The 17,985-nt window shown below is 62.2% G+C and carries 19 protein-coding genes and 1 pseudogene; 5 read left to right on the top strand and 15 right to left on the bottom strand.

All coding sequences use genetic code 11. From position 1 onward, the window contains the following. Window positions 1–59 precede the first annotated feature (59 nt). Window positions 60–986 (top strand): type VI secretion system-associated lipoprotein TagQ, encoded by a 927-nt coding sequence (gene tagQ, locus LUU92_RS28290; RefSeq protein WP_071488084.1) that lies wholly within the window; start codon window positions 60–62, stop codon window positions 984–986. Between the two features lie 124 nt (window positions 987–1,110). Continuing rightward, complete coding sequence (locus tag LUU92_RS28285) at window positions 1,111–1,485, top strand: helicase (RefSeq protein ID WP_071488106.1); 375 nt, start codon at window positions 1,111–1,113, stop codon at window positions 1,483–1,485. Window positions 1,486–1,586: 101 nt separating this feature from the next. Here LUU92_RS28285 and LUU92_RS28280 read toward each other — a convergent pair. From LUU92_RS28280 to exbB, 9 genes and pseudogenes are all read right to left on the bottom strand, one after another. Continuing rightward, window positions 1,587–2,987: pseudogene (locus tag LUU92_RS28280) on the bottom strand (aminoacyl-tRNA deacylase and HDOD domain-containing protein). A 77-nt stretch (window positions 2,988–3,064) separates the two neighbouring features. Continuing rightward, window positions 3,065–5,140 (bottom strand): ATP-dependent DNA helicase RecG, encoded by a 2,076-nt coding sequence (recG, locus tag LUU92_RS28275; protein WP_058424461.1) that lies wholly within the window; start codon window positions 5,138–5,140, stop codon window positions 3,065–3,067. 8 nt (window positions 5,141–5,148) lie between these two features. Next, window positions 5,149–6,069, bottom strand: coding sequence for a hydrogen peroxide-inducible genes activator (locus LUU92_RS28270; RefSeq protein ID WP_016975936.1), 921 nt, complete (start codon window positions 6,067–6,069; stop codon window positions 5,149–5,151). 117 nt (window positions 6,070–6,186) lie between these two features. Further along, window positions 6,187–6,717, bottom strand: a complete 531-nt coding sequence (locus LUU92_RS28265) for an iron transporter (RefSeq protein WP_071488082.1) — start codon at window positions 6,715–6,717, stop codon at window positions 6,187–6,189. Next, entirely contained in the window at window positions 6,714–7,556 is an 843-nt protein-coding gene (locus LUU92_RS28260; RefSeq protein ID WP_071488081.1) for an FTR1 family iron permease, read from the bottom strand. Before LUU92_RS28260 ends, LUU92_RS28265 begins: the two co-directional genes overlap by 4 nt. A 3-nt stretch (window positions 7,557–7,559) precedes the next feature. Next, a complete protein-coding gene (locus LUU92_RS28255) occupies window positions 7,560–7,904 on the bottom strand; it encodes a cupredoxin domain-containing protein (RefSeq protein ID WP_071488080.1) in 345 nt (114 codons plus the stop codon). Window positions 7,905–8,086: 182 nt separating this feature from the next. Next, on the bottom strand, window positions 8,087–8,836 hold the full coding sequence (locus tag LUU92_RS28250; RefSeq protein WP_071488079.1) for a TonB family protein: 750 nt from the start codon (window positions 8,834–8,836) through the stop codon (window positions 8,087–8,089). Then, a complete protein-coding gene (gene exbD, locus LUU92_RS28245) occupies window positions 8,833–9,258 on the bottom strand; it encodes a TonB system transport protein ExbD (RefSeq protein ID WP_003195519.1) in 426 nt (141 codons plus the stop codon). The genes LUU92_RS28250 and exbD overlap by 4 nt, the downstream gene beginning before the upstream one ends. Window positions 9,259–9,264: 6 nt before the next feature. Further along, window positions 9,265–10,245 carry a tonB-system energizer ExbB gene (exbB, locus tag LUU92_RS28240; protein ID WP_071488078.1) on the bottom strand — a complete coding sequence of 327 codons (981 nt, stop codon included), beginning with the start codon at window positions 10,243–10,245 and terminating at the stop codon, window positions 9,265–9,267. Window positions 10,246–10,431: 186 nt separating this feature from the next. Here exbB and LUU92_RS28235 point away from each other — a divergent pair, with 186 nt between their 5' ends. Beyond that, window positions 10,432–11,283 carry an SDR family oxidoreductase gene (locus tag LUU92_RS28235; RefSeq protein ID WP_257102940.1) on the top strand — a complete coding sequence of 284 codons (852 nt, stop codon included), beginning with the start codon at window positions 10,432–10,434 and terminating at the stop codon, window positions 11,281–11,283. A 58-nt stretch (window positions 11,284–11,341) separates the two neighbouring features. On the opposite strand, the gene LUU92_RS28230 is transcribed toward LUU92_RS28235, so the two are convergent. From LUU92_RS28230 to LUU92_RS28205, 6 genes are all read right to left on the bottom strand, one after another. Continuing rightward, complete coding sequence (locus tag LUU92_RS28230) at window positions 11,342–12,085, bottom strand: hypothetical protein (protein WP_058424247.1); 744 nt, start codon at window positions 12,083–12,085, stop codon at window positions 11,342–11,344. A gap of 56 nt (window positions 12,086–12,141) precedes the next feature. Next, complete coding sequence (ridA, locus tag LUU92_RS28225; protein ID WP_003176922.1) at window positions 12,142–12,522, bottom strand: deaminase RidA; 381 nt, start codon at window positions 12,520–12,522, stop codon at window positions 12,142–12,144. Window positions 12,523–12,544: 22 nt separating this feature from the next. Continuing rightward, the gene (spoT, locus tag LUU92_RS28220) at window positions 12,545–14,650 is read right to left on the bottom strand and encodes a bifunctional GTP diphosphokinase/guanosine-3',5'-bis pyrophosphate 3'-pyrophosphohydrolase (protein WP_058424246.1); all 2,106 of its coding nucleotides are present in this window, start codon (window positions 14,648–14,650) and stop codon (window positions 12,545–12,547) included. 60 nt (window positions 14,651–14,710) lie between these two features. Further along, complete coding sequence (gene rpoZ, locus LUU92_RS28215; RefSeq protein ID WP_003176920.1) at window positions 14,711–14,974, bottom strand: DNA-directed RNA polymerase subunit omega; 264 nt, start codon at window positions 14,972–14,974, stop codon at window positions 14,711–14,713. 167 nt (window positions 14,975–15,141) lie between these two features. Then, a complete protein-coding gene (gene gmk / locus LUU92_RS28210; RefSeq protein WP_003213284.1) occupies window positions 15,142–15,762 on the bottom strand; it encodes a guanylate kinase in 621 nt (206 codons plus the stop codon). A gap of 10 nt (window positions 15,763–15,772) precedes the next feature. Then, the gene (locus LUU92_RS28205; RefSeq protein WP_049710930.1) at window positions 15,773–16,636 is read right to left on the bottom strand and encodes a YicC/YloC family endoribonuclease; all 864 of its coding nucleotides are present in this window, start codon (window positions 16,634–16,636) and stop codon (window positions 15,773–15,775) included. Between the two features lie 185 nt (window positions 16,637–16,821). Here LUU92_RS28205 and rph point away from each other — a divergent pair, with 185 nt between their 5' ends. Both rph and LUU92_RS28195 read left to right on the top strand, forming a co-directional pair. After that, window positions 16,822–17,544, top strand: coding sequence for a ribonuclease PH (gene rph, locus LUU92_RS28200; RefSeq protein WP_016975928.1), 723 nt, complete (start codon window positions 16,822–16,824; stop codon window positions 17,542–17,544). 22 nt (window positions 17,545–17,566) lie between these two features. Continuing rightward, entirely contained in the window at window positions 17,567–17,938 is a 372-nt protein-coding gene (locus tag LUU92_RS28195; protein ID WP_071488075.1) for a DUF4870 domain-containing protein, read from the top strand. Window positions 17,939–17,985: the final 47 nt, after the last annotated feature.

The raw sequence follows: 17,985 nt of genomic DNA, 5'->3' as shown, positions 1-17,985 counted from the left end.
AGGGACTCAGGCGGCGGTGGGCCGTGCTGGGCAAGTCAAACTTAAAAGAGAACACACCTATGCTTTTTTCCCGTAAGGCGGTTTCCAAGCGTCACTTGCTGCTGATCGCGGCTGGCTTCAGCACTGTGCTGACCGGTTGCGCCACATCGCCGGCCTCCAAGGTCGCGTCGAGCACCAAGGTCGAGTACTACCCCAACTGCTATGAGCCCGTGCAGCACTTGCGCGCCACCGACTCGAACATGACCAAGTCGGTCGTGACCGGTGCGGCCATCGGCGCTGCCGGCGGTGCCCTGCTCGGCGCCCTGACCGGCGACAAGGAAAAACGTGGCCGTAATGCGGCCATCGGTGCTGCGGGCGGCGCCCTGGCCGGCGGTGCAGCGGGTTACTACACCGAGCGTCAGAAGCAGATCGCCGATGACAACCAGCGTATTGCCTCGTATGCGGCTGATGTGAACAAAAGCGTCTCCGACATCGACCGCAGCACGGCGTACGCCAAGGCGTCCCAGCAGTGCTACCAGAGCGCGTTCACCAAGTTGGTGGCTGATCGCAAAGCCAAGACCGTCAACGACACCGAAGGCCGCAAGCGCCTGGCGGAAATCGTCTCGGGCCTGAAGGAATCCAATGACCTGATCGTTGCGGTCAACGGTAAAGCCGCCGAAGACCTGAACAACTACACCCAGGCCTACGAGAAAGACCTGCAACAGGTTGGCGTACAGCGTACTGACGTGGTCACCGTGGCCAAGGCCGACACAACACCTGTTGTGACATCGGGCAAGAAGAAAGGCACAGGCACCAAGCCGCCGAAAAAGCCGGTTCTGCCAACCGTACCCACAGAAGCGGTGAGCACCGAGAAGACCTTCCAGACTGCCCAGGTCAAGCAAGCTGAAAGCAAGCAGGTCGCCAGCGCCGGTAAAGCTCAGCTCGAAGGCAGCTGCCGCGATCCGAACCTGGCCGACTGGGCGCCGGTTCCTTGCCCAAACGTTTAAGTAACATGCTGCTATAAGCGTCAAACGCCAGCCGATCTTCCGCTAATGCGCAAGATCGGTGGCGTTCTTTTTGCAAATCGTTAAACTGCTGCGGCCACTCAATAATTACACCGAGGCCGTGTGCATGAAATTCCGTCTTCTCCTGTGGGTGCTGGGCCTGATGATGGGCAAAGCCAGCCGCACCAATCCTGTCTTCCAGCAACAGTTGGGCGATAAAGACCTGGCGTTCCAGTTGCAGACCCTCGACGGCAAGGTAGCCCGTCACTTCATCGTCAAAGACCAGCGCATCACCAGCCGCTCGGGTGTTCACCCGGCGCCGGCGTTTGCCATTGCGTTCAAAGACGCCGCCTATGGCTTCGCCACGATGCAGGCGAAGAACAAGCAGCTGGCGTTCATGACGGGGATTCAGGACAAGTCGATCCAGATCAAGGGCAACCCGGCGCTGGTGATCTGGTTCCAGGGGTTGACCAAGTACTTGAAGCCGAAGAAAAAGAAATAGAGCGTGGTGGATTCATCGGGGGCAAGCCCCCTCCCACATGGGCATGCATTTCAAGTGTGGGAGGGGGCTTGCCCCCGATAGCGGTCTGACAGGCGACCGATTCAGCCCTGGCTGAACTGCGAGGCCAGTTCGCGCAACAGCACTTCAGCATCCAGCACTTTACCCACCACTTCTTCAGCCTTGTCACGGCTCAAGCCCAGGCGCTCCAGCAGCGCATCCGGAATCGTTTCATCCGGCCCGGAGCCAATGCCTCGGCTTCGCAACAGGCGCACCGCCAGGCTCACCAGGTTCGGGTACTCGGCGTATTGCCCGTCGTAGGTCGGGTCGTGCTGGAAGCGCAGGGCGGTGGACAGTTCGTCCGGCATGTCCCAGTAGCGCATCAGCCAGGCACCGATCTGCTCGCGGCTGATGCCCAGCAGGTGTTGCTCGACATAGCTGTGGCACAGGTGCGGGTTGACCTCCAGGTGACGGCAGATCAGCGAGAAGTGCGGCGGGAACACGTGGGCCAGCAGCAGATAACCGAAGTTGTGCAGCAGGCCGGCGAGGTAGGTGAGGCCGGCTTCCGGGCGCTGTGCGCGGGGCATGGCGCGGGTCAGGCCTTCGATCACGGCGGCGGTGTAGATCGACTGGTGTCAGTACGGCGTCGACTGGTGCGGGTGGTCCTTGGGCAGGCTCAGGGTCTTGCCCAGGGCCAGGCCCAGCGCCAGGTTGATCACCAGGTCGAAGCCCAGCACACGCACGATGGCGTCTTCCACTGAACGAATCTTGCCCGGCGAGGCGTAGTACGGCGACGCGGCCCAGCTCACCACTTGGGCGGCCAGGGCCGGGTCGGTCTCGACCACGCCGGTGATGTCGTCGATGGTGGCGTTTGGGTCGACGCGCAGCTTGATGATCTTCTGTGCGGTATCGGCCAGCGGTGGAATCTCGATGGTCGCTTCCAGGCGTTGCTGGATACGGCGGGCGGTGAACGCCTGCATTGCCTGGGTGATTTCCTCGCGGTCATCGTTGGGGCGGTCGAGGTTGGGGCGGATATTGCTCAACGGCTCGCCGAAGTGTCCGGCGCTGGCCTTGGTGAGCATCGTCTTGAAGGCGTCGCTGGGAATCTCCAGCAACAGGCCTGCTTCACCCGAATGCACCAGCAGGCTCGGCTCGTTGAGCAGGCTGCCTTCGTACAGGCAGGGCGAGCTGGTAAGGGGTGGTAAACCTGGCAGCAGGCTCAGGTCATGTTTGTCGAGCATGCGCTTGACGCGATCCGGCGACACAGCGGTCAGGCGGCGGCCGGTGAGTTCGGCGAGGCGGTTGAGGTCGAGCAACTGGTTCTGCGGGAACAGCACCATCAGGGCGCCTACCGCATCTTCCAGCAGCACTGCCTGGACCTTCTGCGCAGGATTCAGGCCCGGGAGGTCGGCGACTTCCGTGTAGGGGATGGCGAGTTTTGCGAGCAGAGCCCGAATGACCGGCGGGGCGGTCAGTGGGGCTGTGGCGAGGGCAACTTCTGACATGGCCTGATCCAATTTCTTACAGTCACCGAAGTATAACCAGCTTGATACAACTGTTGGTCGCTTAAGTGCGTCAGGCGTCACACTTGGCCGTATTGCTGTCCGTGCCTGAGCCAGCGATTGAGCAGCGGGCTGACGTGGTCCGGCCAGCGCTCCAGCAGTGCCTGTGCGGCATCGCGCACGGCAGGCAGCAGATCGGCGTCGCGCATCAGGTCGGCGACCTTGAATTGCAGCAGGCCGGTCTGGCGCGTGCCGAGCATTTCGCCGGGACCGCGCAGTTCCAGGTCCTTTTCGGCGATGACAAACCCGTCGTTGGTTTCGCGCATGATGCCCAGGCGCTGGCGACCGATCTGTGACAGCGGCGGGTGGTAGAGCAGCACGCAATGGCTGGCGGCGCTGCCCCGGCCCACCCGGCCACGCAACTGGTGGAGTTGCGCCAGGCCCAGGCGCTCGGGGTTTTCGATGATCATCAGGCTGGCGTTGGGCACGTCCACGCCGACTTCGATCACGGTAGTGGCCACCAACAGTTGCAGGTTGCCAGCTTTGAATTCGGCCATGACTGCGGCTTTTTCAGCCGGCTTCATGCGCCCGTGGATCAGGCCGACCTTGAGTTCGCCCAAGGCGCTGGTGAGGTCTTCATAGGTGGTTTCGGCGGCCTGGCAGGTCAGCTCTTCGGACTCTTCGATCAGCGTGCACACCCAGTACGCCTGGCGCCCTTCGGCACAGGCGCCGCGTACGCGTTCGATCACTTCCACACGCCGGGTGTCGGTGACCAGCACGGTATTGACCGGCGTACGGCCAGGCGGCAGTTCGTCGAGGATGGAGGTGTCGAGGTCGGCGTAGGCGCTCATGGCCAGGGTGCGCGGGATCGGTGTGGCGGTCATGATCAACTGGTGCGGGTTCATCCGCCCGCCGACGCCTTTCTGGCGCAGGGCCAGGCGCTGTTGCACGCCGAAGCGGTGCTGCTCGTCGATGATCACCAGGGCCAGGTTCTTGAACTGCACTTCGTCCTGGAACAGCGCGTGGGTGCCCACCACCATCGGTGCGCCGCCGGCAATCTGTTCCAGTGCCGCCGCGCGGTTCTTGCCCTTGAGCTTGCCGGCCAGCCACGCGACTTCCAGGCCCAGCGGTTCGAGCCAGCGCTTGAACGTGATGAAATGCTGCTCGGCGAGGATCTCGGTGGGCGCCATCAGCGCCACCTGGTAGCCGGCCTCCAGCGCTTGCAGGGCGGCGAGGGCGGCGACCACGGTCTTGCCTGCGCCCACATCGCCCTGGATCAGCCGCAGCATGGGCTCCTGCTGGCTCAGGTCATAGGCGATTTCATTGCCGACGCGTTGCTGGGCACCGGTCGGCGCAAAACCCAGGTTGGCCAGGTACTGCGCAGGCAAGCGCGTGGCCTTGGGCATTGCCGGTGCACGCAGGGAGCGCATGCTCTCGCGCAGGCGTTGCTGGGACAGTTGATGGGTCAGCAGTTCTTCGAAGGCCAGGCGATGCTGGGCCCAGTGATGACCGAGTGCCAGTTCGTCGACATCGGCGTCGGCAGGCGGGTGATGCAGGTAGCGGATCGCATCGTCCAGCGGCGCCAGTTGATAGTCGCGGGCCAGTTCCTGGGGCAGCCAATCAGGCAGGCTTTTCGGGCCGAGCATGGTCAGCGTCTGCATGCACAGTTGGCGCAGGCGTTGCTGGGTCAGGCCTTCGGTGAGCGGGTAGATCGGCGTGAGCGTGGTGTCGACCGGCGGCGGTTCGTCACCGGTAATGGCGCGGTATTCCGGGTGATAGATCTCAAGGCCGGATGCGCCGGGTCGCGCTTCGCCGTAGCAGCGCACGCGGGTGCCGCGCTTGAGGCCTTCCTTCTGCGCGTTGCTGAAATGGTAGAAGCGCAGGCTCAGGCCGCCAGTGCCATCCTGCAGGCGTACGACCAGACTGCGGCGCTTGCCCATCACCACATCGGCACCGCTGACGGTGCCTTCGACCACTGCGTCCTGCCCAGGGCGCAACTGGCCGATGGGCACTACGCGGGTGCGGTCCTGATAGCGCAGGGGCAGGTGGAACAGCACGTCCTGGAGGTTCTCCAGGCCCACCTTGGCCAGCTTCTCGGCCATGGCTTCACCGACACCCTTGAGTGCCGTCACCGACACCTGCGACAGCTCAGTCATACCCTGGCTTAGCTCGCGGCAGTCGGCTTGGCGACCGAACACAGGCGGATCGAGTCGGCGAGGATCTCAATCGCTTTGGGCCGTGGGAAGCTGGCGCGCCAGGCGATCGCCACAGTGCGGAACGGCACCGGCGGCGTGAGTGGGCGTACTTCGATCACGCCGGGGGCGTAGTGATGGCTGTCCACCGCCGACAGCGGCAGGATCGAAATGCCCAGGCCGGACGCGACCATGTGACGGATGGTTTCCAGGGAGCTGGATTCCACGGTGGTGTGCTTGGCACCGTCATTGCCCTTGGTCAGGGTCGGGCAGGCTTCCAGGACCTGGTCGCGGAAACAGTGGCCTTCGCCGAGCAGCAGCAGGCTCTTGTCGTTGAGCAGGCCGGCGTCGATGGTGTCTTTCTGTGTCCACGGGTGCGAGGCCGGCATGAGCACGTAGAACGGCTCGTCGTAGAGCGGCAGGGTCAGCACGTCGGCTTCATTGAACGGCAGGGCAATGATGATCGCGTCCAGCTCGCCGTTGCGCAGTTTGTCGCGCAGCACGTGGGTGAAGTTTTCTTCGATATACAGCGGCATCTGCGGCGCGACGCGGTGCAGTTGCGGGATCAGGTGCGGGAACAGGTACGGGCCGACGGTGTAGATGGCGCCGACCTTGAGCGGCGCGGTCAGCTGGTTCTTGCCGGCCTGGGCCAGTTCGCGAATGCTCTGCGCCTGCTCCAGTACCTTCTGGGCCTGGGCCACAATGCCTTCGCCCACCGGCGTGAGGCGCACGGCGCTCTTGCTGCGCTCGAAAATCAGCACACCGAGTTCGTCTTCAAGCTTTTTCACGCCCACCGACAGCGTCGGTTGGCTGACATGGCAACGCTCGGCGGCGTGGCCGAAGTGCTGCTCTTGGGCGAGGGTAACGATGTAGCGCAATTCTGTAAGAGTCATAGCGGGCGTCCATGAGGTTGCGGGCCAAGCATACCGGCTGCAATCGATAGACGCACGTTATCAGACACGATGGGGTTTGCGACACCGGCTAATCGGGTGCCGCAGGTGTTTTGCCGGTTATTTCTGCGGGTATTTGAAGGTGAAGGTCTCGGTGAACGGGCCCCACCATTCGGGTACGCCGGTTTCTTTGTCGACGTGGTGGAAGAAGCCATTGATCTGCGGGCTCTCGTAGCGCAGCACCACGGTATAGGTGCCAGGGCCGTCCATCTTCACGTTGTTCGCATAGTGGGCGCCGTCTTTGGCGACCATCGGCAGGAGCGTGCCGATTTGCTTGTAGTCAGGAGCGCCTTCCTTGACCAGGGAATAGGAGATGCTCAGGTAAGGCACCCACTCACCGTTGGACAGTCCGTACTTGTTGTCGGCGGTGGCATGCACATCGGTTTCAAGGTGCACCGAGTCCTTGTCCATGACCATGCCCGGTGGCATTGGCGCCATCTCGATTCCGGTGAGGTACGAGGAGGCGATTTCCATGTCGTGGGTCTGGACCGGGCCGCCGATGGGGTATTCACGGGCTTGGCTGAAGGCAGAAAAAGCCAGGGTGCTGGTCAGGACCAATGCAGCGGCCACAGGTTTGTGCAGGTGTTTCATGGGTGACGCTCCAGGGTGGGTGACGACAGTTGAGTGGTGCGCGACTGCACAAGGCGGCTACCCAGTACCAACAGGGTAAGGGTGGTCACCCAGGCAAACAGTTGAACGCCCAGGGGGCGGTCGGTGTAGCCGGTCAGCGCTTGCAGCGCCCGACCGGTGAGGCTTGCGTCGGACACCAGCCAGGAGGTGTCCCACAACTCGTAGCCCCAGGCCGGGATCAGGTTGATACCGGCCAGGATCGCGGCGGCGCGGCCGGCCATTCCCGCCGCGAGTACGGCGATCATCCAGGTGGTGACCGAGAACAGACGCTTGAGGCTGATCACCACCAGCCCGCGATACAGCAGCCACGACAGCACGCCGCCGCCGGCAATCCCGAGCACGCCGCCGATGAGCATCGTCAGGGGTTCGGTGTGGGTGGATGCAGCGATGCCATACAGGAACAGCACGATTTCCGAGCCTTCGCGCAGCACGGCAACGGTGATCACGATGGCCAGTGCCCACAGGGTCTTCTCGCCGCGTTGCACCGCGGCGCCGCTTTCGCGCAGTTGAGTGGCGAGTTCGCGGCCATGGCTGCTCATCCACAGGTTGTGCCAGCCGAGCATGCACACCGCGACGATAAGGATGGCGGCGTTGAAGATTTCCTGGCCGAAACCGTCCAGGGCCTGGGTGATGGCGCCGGTGAACAGCGCGAGGATCGCCGCGCCGCCAACACCGGCAGCGATGCCGCCGATGATGTAGGTACTGCGCCGCGCCAGCCCCTGGGTGGCGGCCATGACGATACCGATGACGATGCCGGCTTCCAGCACCTCACGAAACACGATCAGCAGACAGGCCAGCATGACTTACTCCTTGGCCGCGACGACGGTGACGGTGCCTTTGGCCTGGTCGGGATGGTAGTCGTCGAAAAAGCTGTAGGTGCCTGGATGCATTGGGCCGGCGAAGACGGTAATGGTGTTGCCCGGCACGACGATCTTTTCGAACTTCATGTCGTAGCTTTCAAATTCGTCGACGGTGTCGTCGTTATTGGTGAGCTGGATGCGAAAGCGCTCGCCGGCCGGCACGGTGAAGCTGGCCGGCGTGAAGGTATGGTTCTGCACGGTCAGGCTTACCAGTTGATCCGCATGGGCTGCGCAGGGGGCGCCAGCGATTGCGAGCAGGGCAAGCGTCAGGCGGGGAGGGCAGGACATGGCGAAAGGCCTCTCAAATGAGAATTGTTCGCGCATGATTGGTGGTGTATTGAAGTGTTACAAGTGAAGAACCATGACATTGGTTTCACATTCAGTCACGGTTCAGCTTGCGGGTCTGCAAGGCTTGAAATACGGGGGAGGGGAAATGCAATGGGCACCCGAGGGTGCCCATTGGGAGCGGCTCAGCGACGACGTTTCTCGATGTTGTACACGAACGGTGCAACGATCTCGATACTGCCACCCTTGAGCATGTCTGCCGGCGGCTTTGGCAGCGGCTGGGCACGCCGGATCATGTCCAGCGTGGCGCGGTCCAGGTCGGCGTTGCCGGAGCGGCCCACCAACTCGTAGGACAGCACGTTACCCTCGGCATCCACCACGAACTTCAGGCGGTTGAGGCCTTCCTTGCCACGTGCCTGGGCACCTGGCGGGTACTTCTTGTACTTCTGCAGGTGAGCCAGCAGGGTGCCTTCCCAGGACGCTTTGGCGGCGATCTGTTGCGGCGATGGGCCAGGAACGGGCTGGGCTGATTTTTCAGCCGGTGCCTGGGTCGGCGGAGCGTCGCTCGGCGGATCCTCGGAAGGTTTCTCCTTGGGCGGCTCGATTTTCTTCTCCACCGGCTTGGGCGGCTGCGGTTTGGGCTTGGGCTTGACCGGCTTGGGCACCTGGATCGTCGGCTTGGGTGCCTCGGCCAGTTTCGGCAGGGGCAGCTCTTCCACCGGTGCAGGCGGTTGCGGCGGCGTGACCACCTTGGGCGGTGCCGGCGGCGGTGGGGCTGGCATCGGTGCCAGGTCGATGACCATGGCAGCCGGTGGCAACTGCACCGTGCGCGGCGCCGACCAGTGAAGCGCGATAGCGATCGCGATGGCATGCACGCCCAGTACGACGGCGAGGCTGGTGCCATAACGCGTCAGTTTGTGGCGCGTCGTGATCATTTCTTGGCTGCCGTCTCGAGTCCGACCAGGCCTACCTTGAGGTAGCCGGCTGCCCGCAGGGCATCCATCACGCTCATCAGGTCGCCGTAGTCCACGCCTTTGTCAGCCTGGAAGAAGATCGTCGTGTCCTTCTTGCCCTGGGTCTTGGCGTCGAGCACCGGCCCCAGGGTTTCAGCCTTGACTTCTTCTTCACCCAGGAACAGGCGTTGGTCCGCCTTGACGCTGAGGAAGATCGGTTTCTCCGGCCGTGGCGCTGGCTTGGCGCTGGACGCGGGCAGGTCGACCTTGATGTCCACGGTGGCCAGCGGTGCCGCCACCATGAAGATGATCAGCAGCACCAGCATCACGTCGATAAACGGCGTGACGTTGATTTCGTGGTTCTCGACGAGTTCGTCGTCGCCTTGATTCAAATGCAGGCCCATGGCCGATTACCCCACTTTCACCATGTGCGGTTGCGAGCTGCGCTCGGTAGGCAGGTGATCGAGGTCGCGGCTGACCAGCAGCAGGACTTCCGCCGACGCGTCCGATACCTGGGCCTTGTAGCCGGCAATCGAACGGGCAAAGACGTTGTAGATCACCACCGCAGGAATCGCGGCAACCAGGCCCAGGGCGGTGGCCAGCAGGGCTTCGGCGATGCCTGGGGCAACGACGGCGAGGTTGGTGGTCTGGGTTTTGGCGATGCCGATGAAGCTGTTCATGATGCCCCACACGGTACCGAACAGACCGACGAAGGGCGCGGTAGAACCGATGGTCGCCAGCACGCCGGTGCCGCTGCTCATGTTACGACCGCAGGCTGCCACCAGGCGCTCCAGGCGGAAGGCCACACGTTCCTTGATGCCTTCTTTTTCGCGGGTGTTGGCCGACAGGCGCATTTCTTCCAGCGCGTCGTGCACCAGAGTGTTGGCCAGGGTGCCTTTCTTGGTCGCGCTTTCGCTCGCTTCCTTGAGGGTGGCGGCTTTTTTCAGGTGGACGATTTCGGCACGCAGGCGGCGTTTGGCGCCCAGCAGCTCGAAGCCTTTGGCGATCCAGATGGTCCAGGTGATGATTGAGGCGATGGCCAGGCCGATCATCACGGCTTTTACCACCACGTCAGCGTTCTGATACATGCCCCAGGGCGACAGGTCGTGGGCCATGCCCAGGGTGTTGTCTTCTTCCAGCACTGCGCCGGTGTCGTCGGCGGCGGCAGGATCAGCCGCCTGGGCCGGGTCGGTGGCAGCGGGTGCTGCGGCAGGTGCTGCAGGTGCCGCGGTGTTGTGCTCGGCAGCCGCGGGGGTGGCTGGCGCGGTGGCATCAGCGAAGGCGGCGGTCGGTGCCAGCAGTACGCTGAACAGCAGCGCAGCGATCGCGCGCCAGGCGCGGGATGGGCTGTGAAGCTTGGTTGGCGAAGCGGGGGTTGTATTACGTGTCATGCTGGCCGGACCTGAGTAAAAAAATGAGTGATCGTCCTTCCAGACCCAGGGGTCGAGGACAAATGGGTGGTTATTATTGCAAGTAATTCTTGTTAACAGAAGTAATACAGTAACTTTATTTGTGCTTTTTCTGGCCGTCTGTCATCTGCGAAGGCTAACCTAGACCTTTCTGTGCGGAGTTTTGTGATGTCAGCGCCTTCTGTTGTGATTGCCGGATGTGGCGATGTGGGGAGCCGGCTGGCCAGCCAATTGCTTGCCTCGGAATGGGAGGTATATGGCCTGCGCCGTGATATTTCGCGGCTTCCCGACGGCGTGATCGGCATTGCCGGTGACCTGTTCAAAAAAGATTGCCCCGACACCTGGCCGATTGGCGGGGTGGATTACCTGGTGTACTGCGCGGCTGCGACGGACCACGACGAGGCGGGCTACCGCACCGCTTATGTAGAAGGGCTGAAACATGTGCTGGAGTGGCTGAGTGACTACGGCCAGGAACCCAAGCATCTGCTGTTCGTATCCAGCAGCAGCGTCTACGGGCAGCAGAATGGCGAGTGGGTCGACGAAACGTCGGAGACTCAAGCGAAGGGGTATTCCGGGCAGGTGATGCTGGAAGCCGAGCAAGTGGCGCTCAATAGCGGCATTCCGGCGAGTGTCGTACGGCTTACCGGCATCTATGGCCCTGGTCGCGAATGGCTGCTGACCCAGGTGCGCCAAGGCTATCGCGTGGCAATCGATCCACCTTTATATGGCAATCGCATTCATGCGGACGACGCGGCGGGGCTACTCGCCTTTTTGTTGCGCCATGTGGAAGAGGGCGGCTCGCTGGACAAGGTCTACATCGGTGTCGACGATGCACCTGCTCCACTGGCCGAAGTGGTGGGCTGGTTGCGCGAATACCTGGGTGTGACTGAGTGGGCTGAGGATGCGAGTGTGCGGCGAGCGGGCAGCAAGCAGTGCAGCAATGCCCGGGTGAAGGCGCTGGGTTGGACGCCGACTTACCCGACCTTCCGCGAAGGCTACGCAGCAATTCTCAAAGGCTGAAACTCAAAATTTGGGAGGGGGCAAGCCCCCTCCCACATTTGGATCTATGTTTGGTTGCTTATTGCTTTTCAAGCAGCCATTGGCGTGGGCCTGGTGTGAACGAGGGCACTTCATCCGCCTGCGCGGTGTTGATCGCCTGGAAGATTTCCAGCTGTTTGCCTTTGCGGGTAAAGATCCACGGGTTGCCCTGGCCGTTGAGCTGCAGCCAGATGCTGTCGTAGCCGCCGCTCATTGAGGCGCAATCACCGGCCAGGCACAGCGAATACCGGTCCACATTGGGCAGGCCGGCGACCTTGCCGTCAGCCTGGAACTGCACGATGGCGCCGCTGCCGAAGCCGTCGCTGATCTTCCAGTCGCCGCCCAGGTAGGCCGCGTACAGCGCTCGCTCGAAGTTGGCACCCAAAGGTGCACCCTCCGGGGCCGGGTCTTTGGCGCGGGCAAACAGCTGTTCGGGCTCGTTGTCGTTGGCCACTTGCAGCAGTTGCTTGCCTTTGCGCTTGAGTTCGGTGGCGGAGCTGCCGTAGAAATCCACGCTCCAAGCGCCGGACTGTTCACCCAGCAACTTGCCTTCCGCTACTTCAAAACCGTTGTAGTAGCGGGCCTGTGAAGCCTTGGTATTGACCTCCCACTCGAGGTTCGGGCCAAAACTCTGCAGGGCTTCACGCAAAGGGCCGCCCTTGGCTGCCGCATCGATGGCGACCTGGTTAATCCAGGTGCCGCTCACATCCCTGTCGGCAGGGTTACTGGCACAGCCGCCGAGCAACAGGGCGAGCATTGATGAGGCTACAAGCGCTTTGCGCATCATGAAATCCTTCTGAAACGAAGTCGGCGCAGCCTGTGGGGGCTGCGCCGGGTGTTTTACTCGATGACCAGGATCGCGTCCATCTCGACCTGTGCACCCTTTGGCAGGGCGGCAACGCCGATGGCGGCGCGGGCTGGGTACGGCTGTTCGAAGTACTTGCCCATGATCTCGTTGACCTTGGCGAAGTGGCTCAGGTCGGTGAGGAAGATGTTCAGCTTGACGATGTCCTTGAACGAACCACCGGCTGCTTCAGCCACCGACTTGAGGTTTTCGAAGACCTGTACGGTCTGTGCTTCGAAGCCTTCCACCAGTTCCATGGTCTTCGGGTCCAGCGGGATCTGGCCGGACATGTAGACGGTGTTGCCCGCCTTGATCGCCTGGGAGTAAGTGCCGATGGCGGCAGGGGCTTTATCGCTGGTGATAACGGTCTTGGTCATGAATGACTCCTTGTAATGTGGGTTAGGCGCGCATGCGAGTGATGCGGATCACACCGGTCAAGGCTCGCAGTTTCTTGATCACGCGGGCCAGGTGCACGCGGTCGTGTACGCTGACCACCAACTGGACCACGCTGATGCGGCCATCGCGCTCGTCCATGCTGATTTTTTCGATATTGCCGTCGGCTGCGTTGACGCTGCTGGCGAGCAGGGCGATCAGGCCGCGCTGGTGTTCCAGCTCCACCCGCAACTCGACGTTGAATTCGCCGGTGACATCCTTGGCCCACGAGAGCTGGATGCATTTTTCCGGGTTGTGGCGGATTTCGGTGATGTTGCGGCAGTTGTCCAGGTGCACCACCATGCCTTTGCCTGCGGACAAGTGGCCGACAATCGGGTCGCCCGGGATCGGCGTGCAGCACTTGGCGTAGCTGAGCACCAGGCCCTCGGTGCCGCGAATCGCCAGCGGGCCTTCCGGGCTTGGCAACTGTTCGCCTTCGCCGAGCAGGCGGCGGGCGACTACATAGGCCATACGGTTGCCCAGGCCGATATCTTCCAGCAGGTCTTCGATGGTTTCCTGGCGGTACTCGTGGAGCATCGCTTGCACGCGTTCCTGCGGGATCTTGTCGAGAGCGCTGTCGAAACCGTTGAGCACCTTGTTCAGCAGGCGTTCGCCCAGGCTGATGGACTCGGAGCGGCGCTGCAGTTTCAGCGCGTGACGGATGTGCGTGCGCGCCTTGCCGGTGACCACGAAGTTGAGCCACGCGGGGTTCGGGCGTGCGCCCGGGGCGCTGACGATCTCGACCGTGGAGCCACTTTGCAGCGGTTCGGACAGCGGTGCGAGACGACGATTGATCCGGCAGGCGATGCAGCTGTTGCCCACATCGGTGTGCACCGCATAGGCAAAGTCGACCGCCGTGGAGCCCTTGGGCAGCTCCATGATCCGGCCTTTGGGCGTGAACACGTAGACCTCGTCCGGGAACAGGTCGATCTTCACGCTTTCGATAAATTCGAGGGAGTTGCCGGCGCGTTGCTGCATTTCCAGCACGCCTTTGACCCATTGGCGGGCGCGGGCGTGAGTGCCCTTGGGCTGCTCGTCGCCGCTGGACTTGTACAGCCAGTGGGCGGCGATGCCGTTGTTGGCCATCTCTTCCATTTCGCGTGTGCGGATCTGGATCTCGATCGGCACCCCGTGCATGCCAAACAGCGTGGTATGCAGCGACTGATAGCCGTTGGCCTTGGGAATCGCGATGTAATCCTTGAAACGGCCCGGCAGGGGTTTGTACAAATTATGTACAGCGCCCAGCACGCGGTAGCAGGTGTCGACCTTGTCGACGATGATCCGGAACGCGTAAACGTCCATGATTTCGTTGAAGGCACGGCGCTTGCCGCGCATCTTCTTGTAGATGCCGTAGATATGCTTTTGCCGGCCGCTGACCTCGCCTTCGATCTCATCGATCGCCAGGCAATGGCTCAGCGACTCTTCGATCTTGTTGACGATTTCCTTGCGGTTGCCCCGGGCGCGCTTGACTGCCTGGTAGATGCGCGCCGAACGCATCGGGTGCATGGCCTTGAAGCCGAGGTCTTCGAACTCGATACGTATGGCGTGCATGCCCAACCGGTTGGCGATGGGCGCGTAGATTTCCAGGGTTTCCTTGGCAATGCGCCGGCGTTTTTCGCCGGACAGCACTTCCAGCGTGCGCATGTTGTGCAGCCGGTCGGCCAGTTTGACCAGGATCACGCGAATATCGCGGGCCATGGCCATGGCCATCTTCTGGAAGTTTTCCGCCTGGGCCTCGGCCTTGGTCTCGAAGTTCATCTGGGTCAGTTTGCTGACCCCGTCGACCAGTTCGGCCACGGTTTCGCCGAATTGCGCGCTGAGCGCTTCCTTGGCGATGCCGGTGTCTTCGATCACGTCATGCAGCATCGCGGCCATCAGGCTCTGATGGTCCATGTGCATGTCGGCAAGAATGTTTGCCACCGCAAGGGGATGGGTGACATACGCCTCGCCGCTACGGCGGCGTTGGCCGTCGTGGGCTTGTTCGGCGTAGAAATACGCTCGGCGGACCAGGTTGACCTGGTCTGGGCCGAGGTAGGCCGATAAGCGATCGGCGAGGGCGTCTATGCTCGGCAAAGTGTGAACTCCTGCCGTTGGCTGTGACCCCGCGCCGTGCTACGTCGACCAGGCATAGGCTTAGACGGCCTCGTTGGACTCGTCCTCGAACGCTGCAAACAGCGGTTCGTCTTCAACGATTTCAGCGTTGGCGATGAACTCGTAGCTCATCAGGCCTTCGGCGATTTCACGCAGGGCCACAACGGTAGGCTTGTCGTTTTCCCACTGGACCAGGGGCTCTTTGCCGCCAGTGGCCAGTTGACGGGCACGCTTGGTAGAGAGCATGACCAGCTCAAAGCGGTTATCCACGTGTTCTAGGCAGTCTTCAACGGTTACGCGGGCCATGGTATTCCTCGGAGCGAATGCAAGATGCGCGCTGCCCGGTTGGGCGAGCGGACTAAACAGTTTAAAAAATCACCAGCGTTTAGGGAAGCGCTGATTTTTCGCAGGCCCTCGCAAAACCGCTACAAGCGCCAATGTAAAGCCCTTGCAGCGGTTTTGGGAAGAGCCAATTAACCGAGCAGTTCGGCGAGTAATTTGCCGAAACGCTGTTGCTGACGCTTTTGCTGGAGCTGATTGGCGCGGAAAATCGCCTTCAAATCGTCCAGCGCGTGGGCAAAATCGTCGTTGATGATCAGGTAGTCGTAGTCGACGTAGTGGCTCATTTCACTGACCGCTTCACGCATGCGGCCTTCGATGATCTCGTCGCTGTCCTGGCCGCGGTTGGTCAGGCGCTGGTGCAGCGCTTCAAGCGACGGCGGCAGGATAAAGATCGAACGCGCCTTGGGCATCAGCTGGCGTACTTGTTCGGCGCCCTGCCAGTCGATTTCCAGGATCAAGTCGTGGCCTTCGTCCAGGGTCTGCTGCAAGTGGCTTTGCGAAGTGCCATAGAGGTTGCCGAACACTTCGGCGCGCTCCAGGAAGTCGCCGTGTTCGATCATCTTGACGAACTCGGTGCGCTCGACGAAGTGATAGTGCACGCCGTTCACCTCGCCCGGGCGCATGGCGCGGGTGGTGTGGGAGACCGAGATGCGGATCTGCTCGTCAGCGTCGGTCAGGGCCTTGACCAGGCTGCTCTTGCCTGCGCCAGAAGGCGCGGAAATGATGTAAAGGGTGCCGGTGCTGTGGGTCATGGAGGTTGCCTTACTCAATATTCTGTACTTGTTCGCGCATCTGCTCGATCAACACCTTGAGGTTGACCGCAGCCGTGGTGCTGCGCGGATCGAAAGCCTTGGAGCCCAGTGTATTGGCTTCGCGGTTGAGTTCCTGCATCAGGAAGTCCAGGCGCCGACCGGCGGCGCCGCCGGACTTGAGCACGCGGCGTACTTCGAGGATGTGGGTGCTCAGGCGGTCCAGTTCTTCGGCCACATCGCTCTTCTGCGCCAGCAGCACCATTTCCTGCTCCAGGCGCACGGGGTCGAGGTCGGCCTTCATGTCGGTGAAGCGGTCGAGGACCTTCTGGCGCTGGGTGGCAAGCATCTGCGGGACCAGCTCGCGCAGGGTGACCACGTCTTCTTCGATCGAGGTCAGGCGCTCGCTGATCAGGCGCGCCAACTCGGCGCCTTCACGCTCGCGGCCAGCCTTGAGCTCCTTCAAACCCTGATTGAACAGGGCGAGGGCTTCGGCGTTGAGCGCCTGCGGGTCGGTGGCGTCGGCCACCAGCACGCCGGGCCAGGCCAGCACTTCCAGGGGGTTGAGCGCGGCCGGCTGCTTGATCAGGCCAGCGATGGTTTCGGCGGCGGCGACCAATTGCGCGGCGCGGTCGCGGTCAACCTGCAGCGGCTTGCCGGTGGTTTCTTCGGTAAAGCGCAGGGTGCATTCCAGCTTGCCGCGGGAAATGCCCTGGCGCAGCGCTTCACGCACAGCGCCTTCGAGGTCGCGGAACGATTCCGGCAGACGCAGATGCGGCTCCAGGTAGCGGCTGTTGACCGAGCGCAGTTCCCAGCTCAGGGTGCCTTGTACGCCGGCTTTTTCGACGCGGGCAAAGGCGGTCATGCTGTGCACCATGGAGGTACCTCGCGTTGCAGCCCCGTAAATGCGGGCTGATGATTGGGAAGGCGCAGGATTGTAGCGCAGTGGGGCGAGTGCGCCCAAACCCGGGCATTCGTAACTGGATTTTTTAGCAGTGCCCCGAATCGGCCCGCGGCTCTATAATGCTCGGCAGTTTTTCGTCCTCAGTACAGGTGTTCCCTATGAAACGTCCAAGTGGTCGCGCTGCCGATCAGCTCCGCTCGATCCGCATCACCCGCAACTACACCAAACACGCCGAGGGATCCGTACTGGTCGAGTTTGGCGATACCAAGGTGATCTGCACCGTCAGCGTCGAAAACGGCGTGCCGCGCTTCCTTAAAGGCCAGGGCCAGGGCTGGCTGACCGCCGAGTACGGCATGCTGCCGCGCGCCACCGGCGAGCGTAACCAGCGTGAAGCCAGCCGTGGCAAGCAAGGCGGGCGCACCCTGGAAATCCAGCGCCTGATCGGCCGTTCACTGCGCGCCGCCCTGGACATGTCCAAGCTGGGCGACGTGACCCTGTACGTCGACTGCGACGTTATCCAGGCTGACGGCGGTACCCGCACTGCGTCCATCACCGGTGCCATGGTGGCCCTGGTTGACGCGCTGAAAGTGATCAAGAAGCGTGGCGGCCTCAAGGGCGGTGACCCGCTCAAGCAAATGATCGCCGCTGTTTCGGTGGGCATGTACCAGGGCGAGCCAGTGCTGGACCTGGACTACCTGGAAGACTCGGCCGCCGAGACCGACCTGAACGTGGTGATGACCAGCACCGGTGGGTTCATCGAAGTGCAAGGCACCGCCGAAGGCGCGCCATTCCAGCCGGCCGAACTGAATGCGATGCTGGCCCTGGCCCAGAAAGGCATGACCGAGATCTTCGAACTGCAGAACGCCGCCCTGGCTGACTGAACCCGCCTCAAGGAGAAGCGCCATGAATGACAGCAGCCAAATGCCTGTGCCGACGCCTTCCTACGAAGTGCGCCAGGGCGCAATGTTGTGCCATCTCGCGGCGTTTCTGGGTTTCGTGTTCCCCTTCGGCAGCGTCGTGGGGCCACTGATCCTGTGGCAGATGAAGAAAGAAGTGGACCCGTTCATTGATGATCAGGGCAAGGAAGCCCTGAACTTCCAGATCACCGTCGCCATCGCCTGGATCGCTTGCATTGTGCTGGCCTTCGCAGTGATCGGTTTTTTCCTGATGGTTGCCCTGGCAATCGCCACGGTGGTGCTGACCATCATTGGTAGCATCAAGGCCAACAAGGGGATCGCTTACCGCTACCCCTTGACCTGGCGAGTGATCAAATAGTGAACAGGCACAAAAAAACCGACATCGCTGTCGGTTTTTTTGTGCCT

Origin of the sequence: Pseudomonas extremorientalis (assembly GCF_024584605.1) — a bacterium.
GTDB classification, from domain to species: domain Bacteria; phylum Pseudomonadota; class Gammaproteobacteria; order Pseudomonadales; family Pseudomonadaceae; genus Aquipseudomonas; species Aquipseudomonas extremorientalis.
Note: the sequence above shows the minus strand (reverse complement) of the source record. Positions and strands in the feature narration are given on the sequence as shown.

What these genes read in the sequence shown, in the direction of transcription:
- tagQ (WP_071488084.1), top strand. Translation starts at nt 60, where the DNA reads ATGCTTTTTTCCCGTAAGGCGGTTTCCAAGCGTCACTTGCTGCTGATC.
- LUU92_RS28285 (WP_071488106.1), top strand. Translation starts at nt 1,111, where the DNA reads ATGAAATTCCGTCTTCTCCTGTGGGTGCTGGGCCTGATGATGGGCAAA.
- recG (WP_058424461.1), bottom strand. Translation starts at nt 5,140, where the DNA reads ATGACTGAGCTGTCGCAGGTGTCGGTGACGGCACTCAAGGGTGTCGGT.
- LUU92_RS28270 (WP_016975936.1), bottom strand. Translation starts at nt 6,069, where the DNA reads ATGACTCTTACAGAATTGCGCTACATCGTTACCCTCGCCCAAGAGCAG.
- LUU92_RS28265 (WP_071488082.1), bottom strand. Translation starts at nt 6,717, where the DNA reads ATGAAACACCTGCACAAACCTGTGGCCGCTGCATTGGTCCTGACCAGC.
- LUU92_RS28260 (WP_071488081.1), bottom strand. Translation starts at nt 7,556, where the DNA reads ATGCTGGCCTGTCTGCTGATCGTGTTTCGTGAGGTGCTGGAAGCCGGC.
- LUU92_RS28255 (WP_071488080.1), bottom strand. Translation starts at nt 7,904, where the DNA reads ATGTCCTGCCCTCCCCGCCTGACGCTTGCCCTGCTCGCAATCGCTGGC.
- LUU92_RS28250 (WP_071488079.1), bottom strand. Translation starts at nt 8,836, where the DNA reads ATGATCACGACGCGCCACAAACTGACGCGTTATGGCACCAGCCTCGCC.
- exbD (WP_003195519.1), bottom strand. Translation starts at nt 9,258, where the DNA reads ATGGGCCTGCATTTGAATCAAGGCGACGACGAACTCGTCGAGAACCAC.
- exbB (WP_071488078.1), bottom strand. Translation starts at nt 10,245, where the DNA reads ATGACACGTAATACAACCCCCGCTTCGCCAACCAAGCTTCACAGCCCA.
- LUU92_RS28235 (WP_257102940.1), top strand. Translation starts at nt 10,432, where the DNA reads ATGTCAGCGCCTTCTGTTGTGATTGCCGGATGTGGCGATGTGGGGAGC.
- LUU92_RS28230 (WP_058424247.1), bottom strand. Translation starts at nt 12,085, where the DNA reads ATGCGCAAAGCGCTTGTAGCCTCATCAATGCTCGCCCTGTTGCTCGGC.
- ridA (WP_003176922.1), bottom strand. Translation starts at nt 12,522, where the DNA reads ATGACCAAGACCGTTATCACCAGCGATAAAGCCCCTGCCGCCATCGGC.
- rpoZ (WP_003176920.1), bottom strand. Translation starts at nt 14,974, where the DNA reads ATGGCCCGCGTAACCGTTGAAGACTGCCTAGAACACGTGGATAACCGC.
- gmk (WP_003213284.1), bottom strand. Translation starts at nt 15,762, where the DNA reads ATGACCCACAGCACCGGCACCCTTTACATCATTTCCGCGCCTTCTGGC.
- LUU92_RS28205 (WP_049710930.1), bottom strand. Translation starts at nt 16,636, where the DNA reads ATGGTGCACAGCATGACCGCCTTTGCCCGCGTCGAAAAAGCCGGCGTA.
- rph (WP_016975928.1), top strand. Translation starts at nt 16,822, where the DNA reads ATGAAACGTCCAAGTGGTCGCGCTGCCGATCAGCTCCGCTCGATCCGC.
- LUU92_RS28195 (WP_071488075.1), top strand. Translation starts at nt 17,567, where the DNA reads ATGAATGACAGCAGCCAAATGCCTGTGCCGACGCCTTCCTACGAAGTG.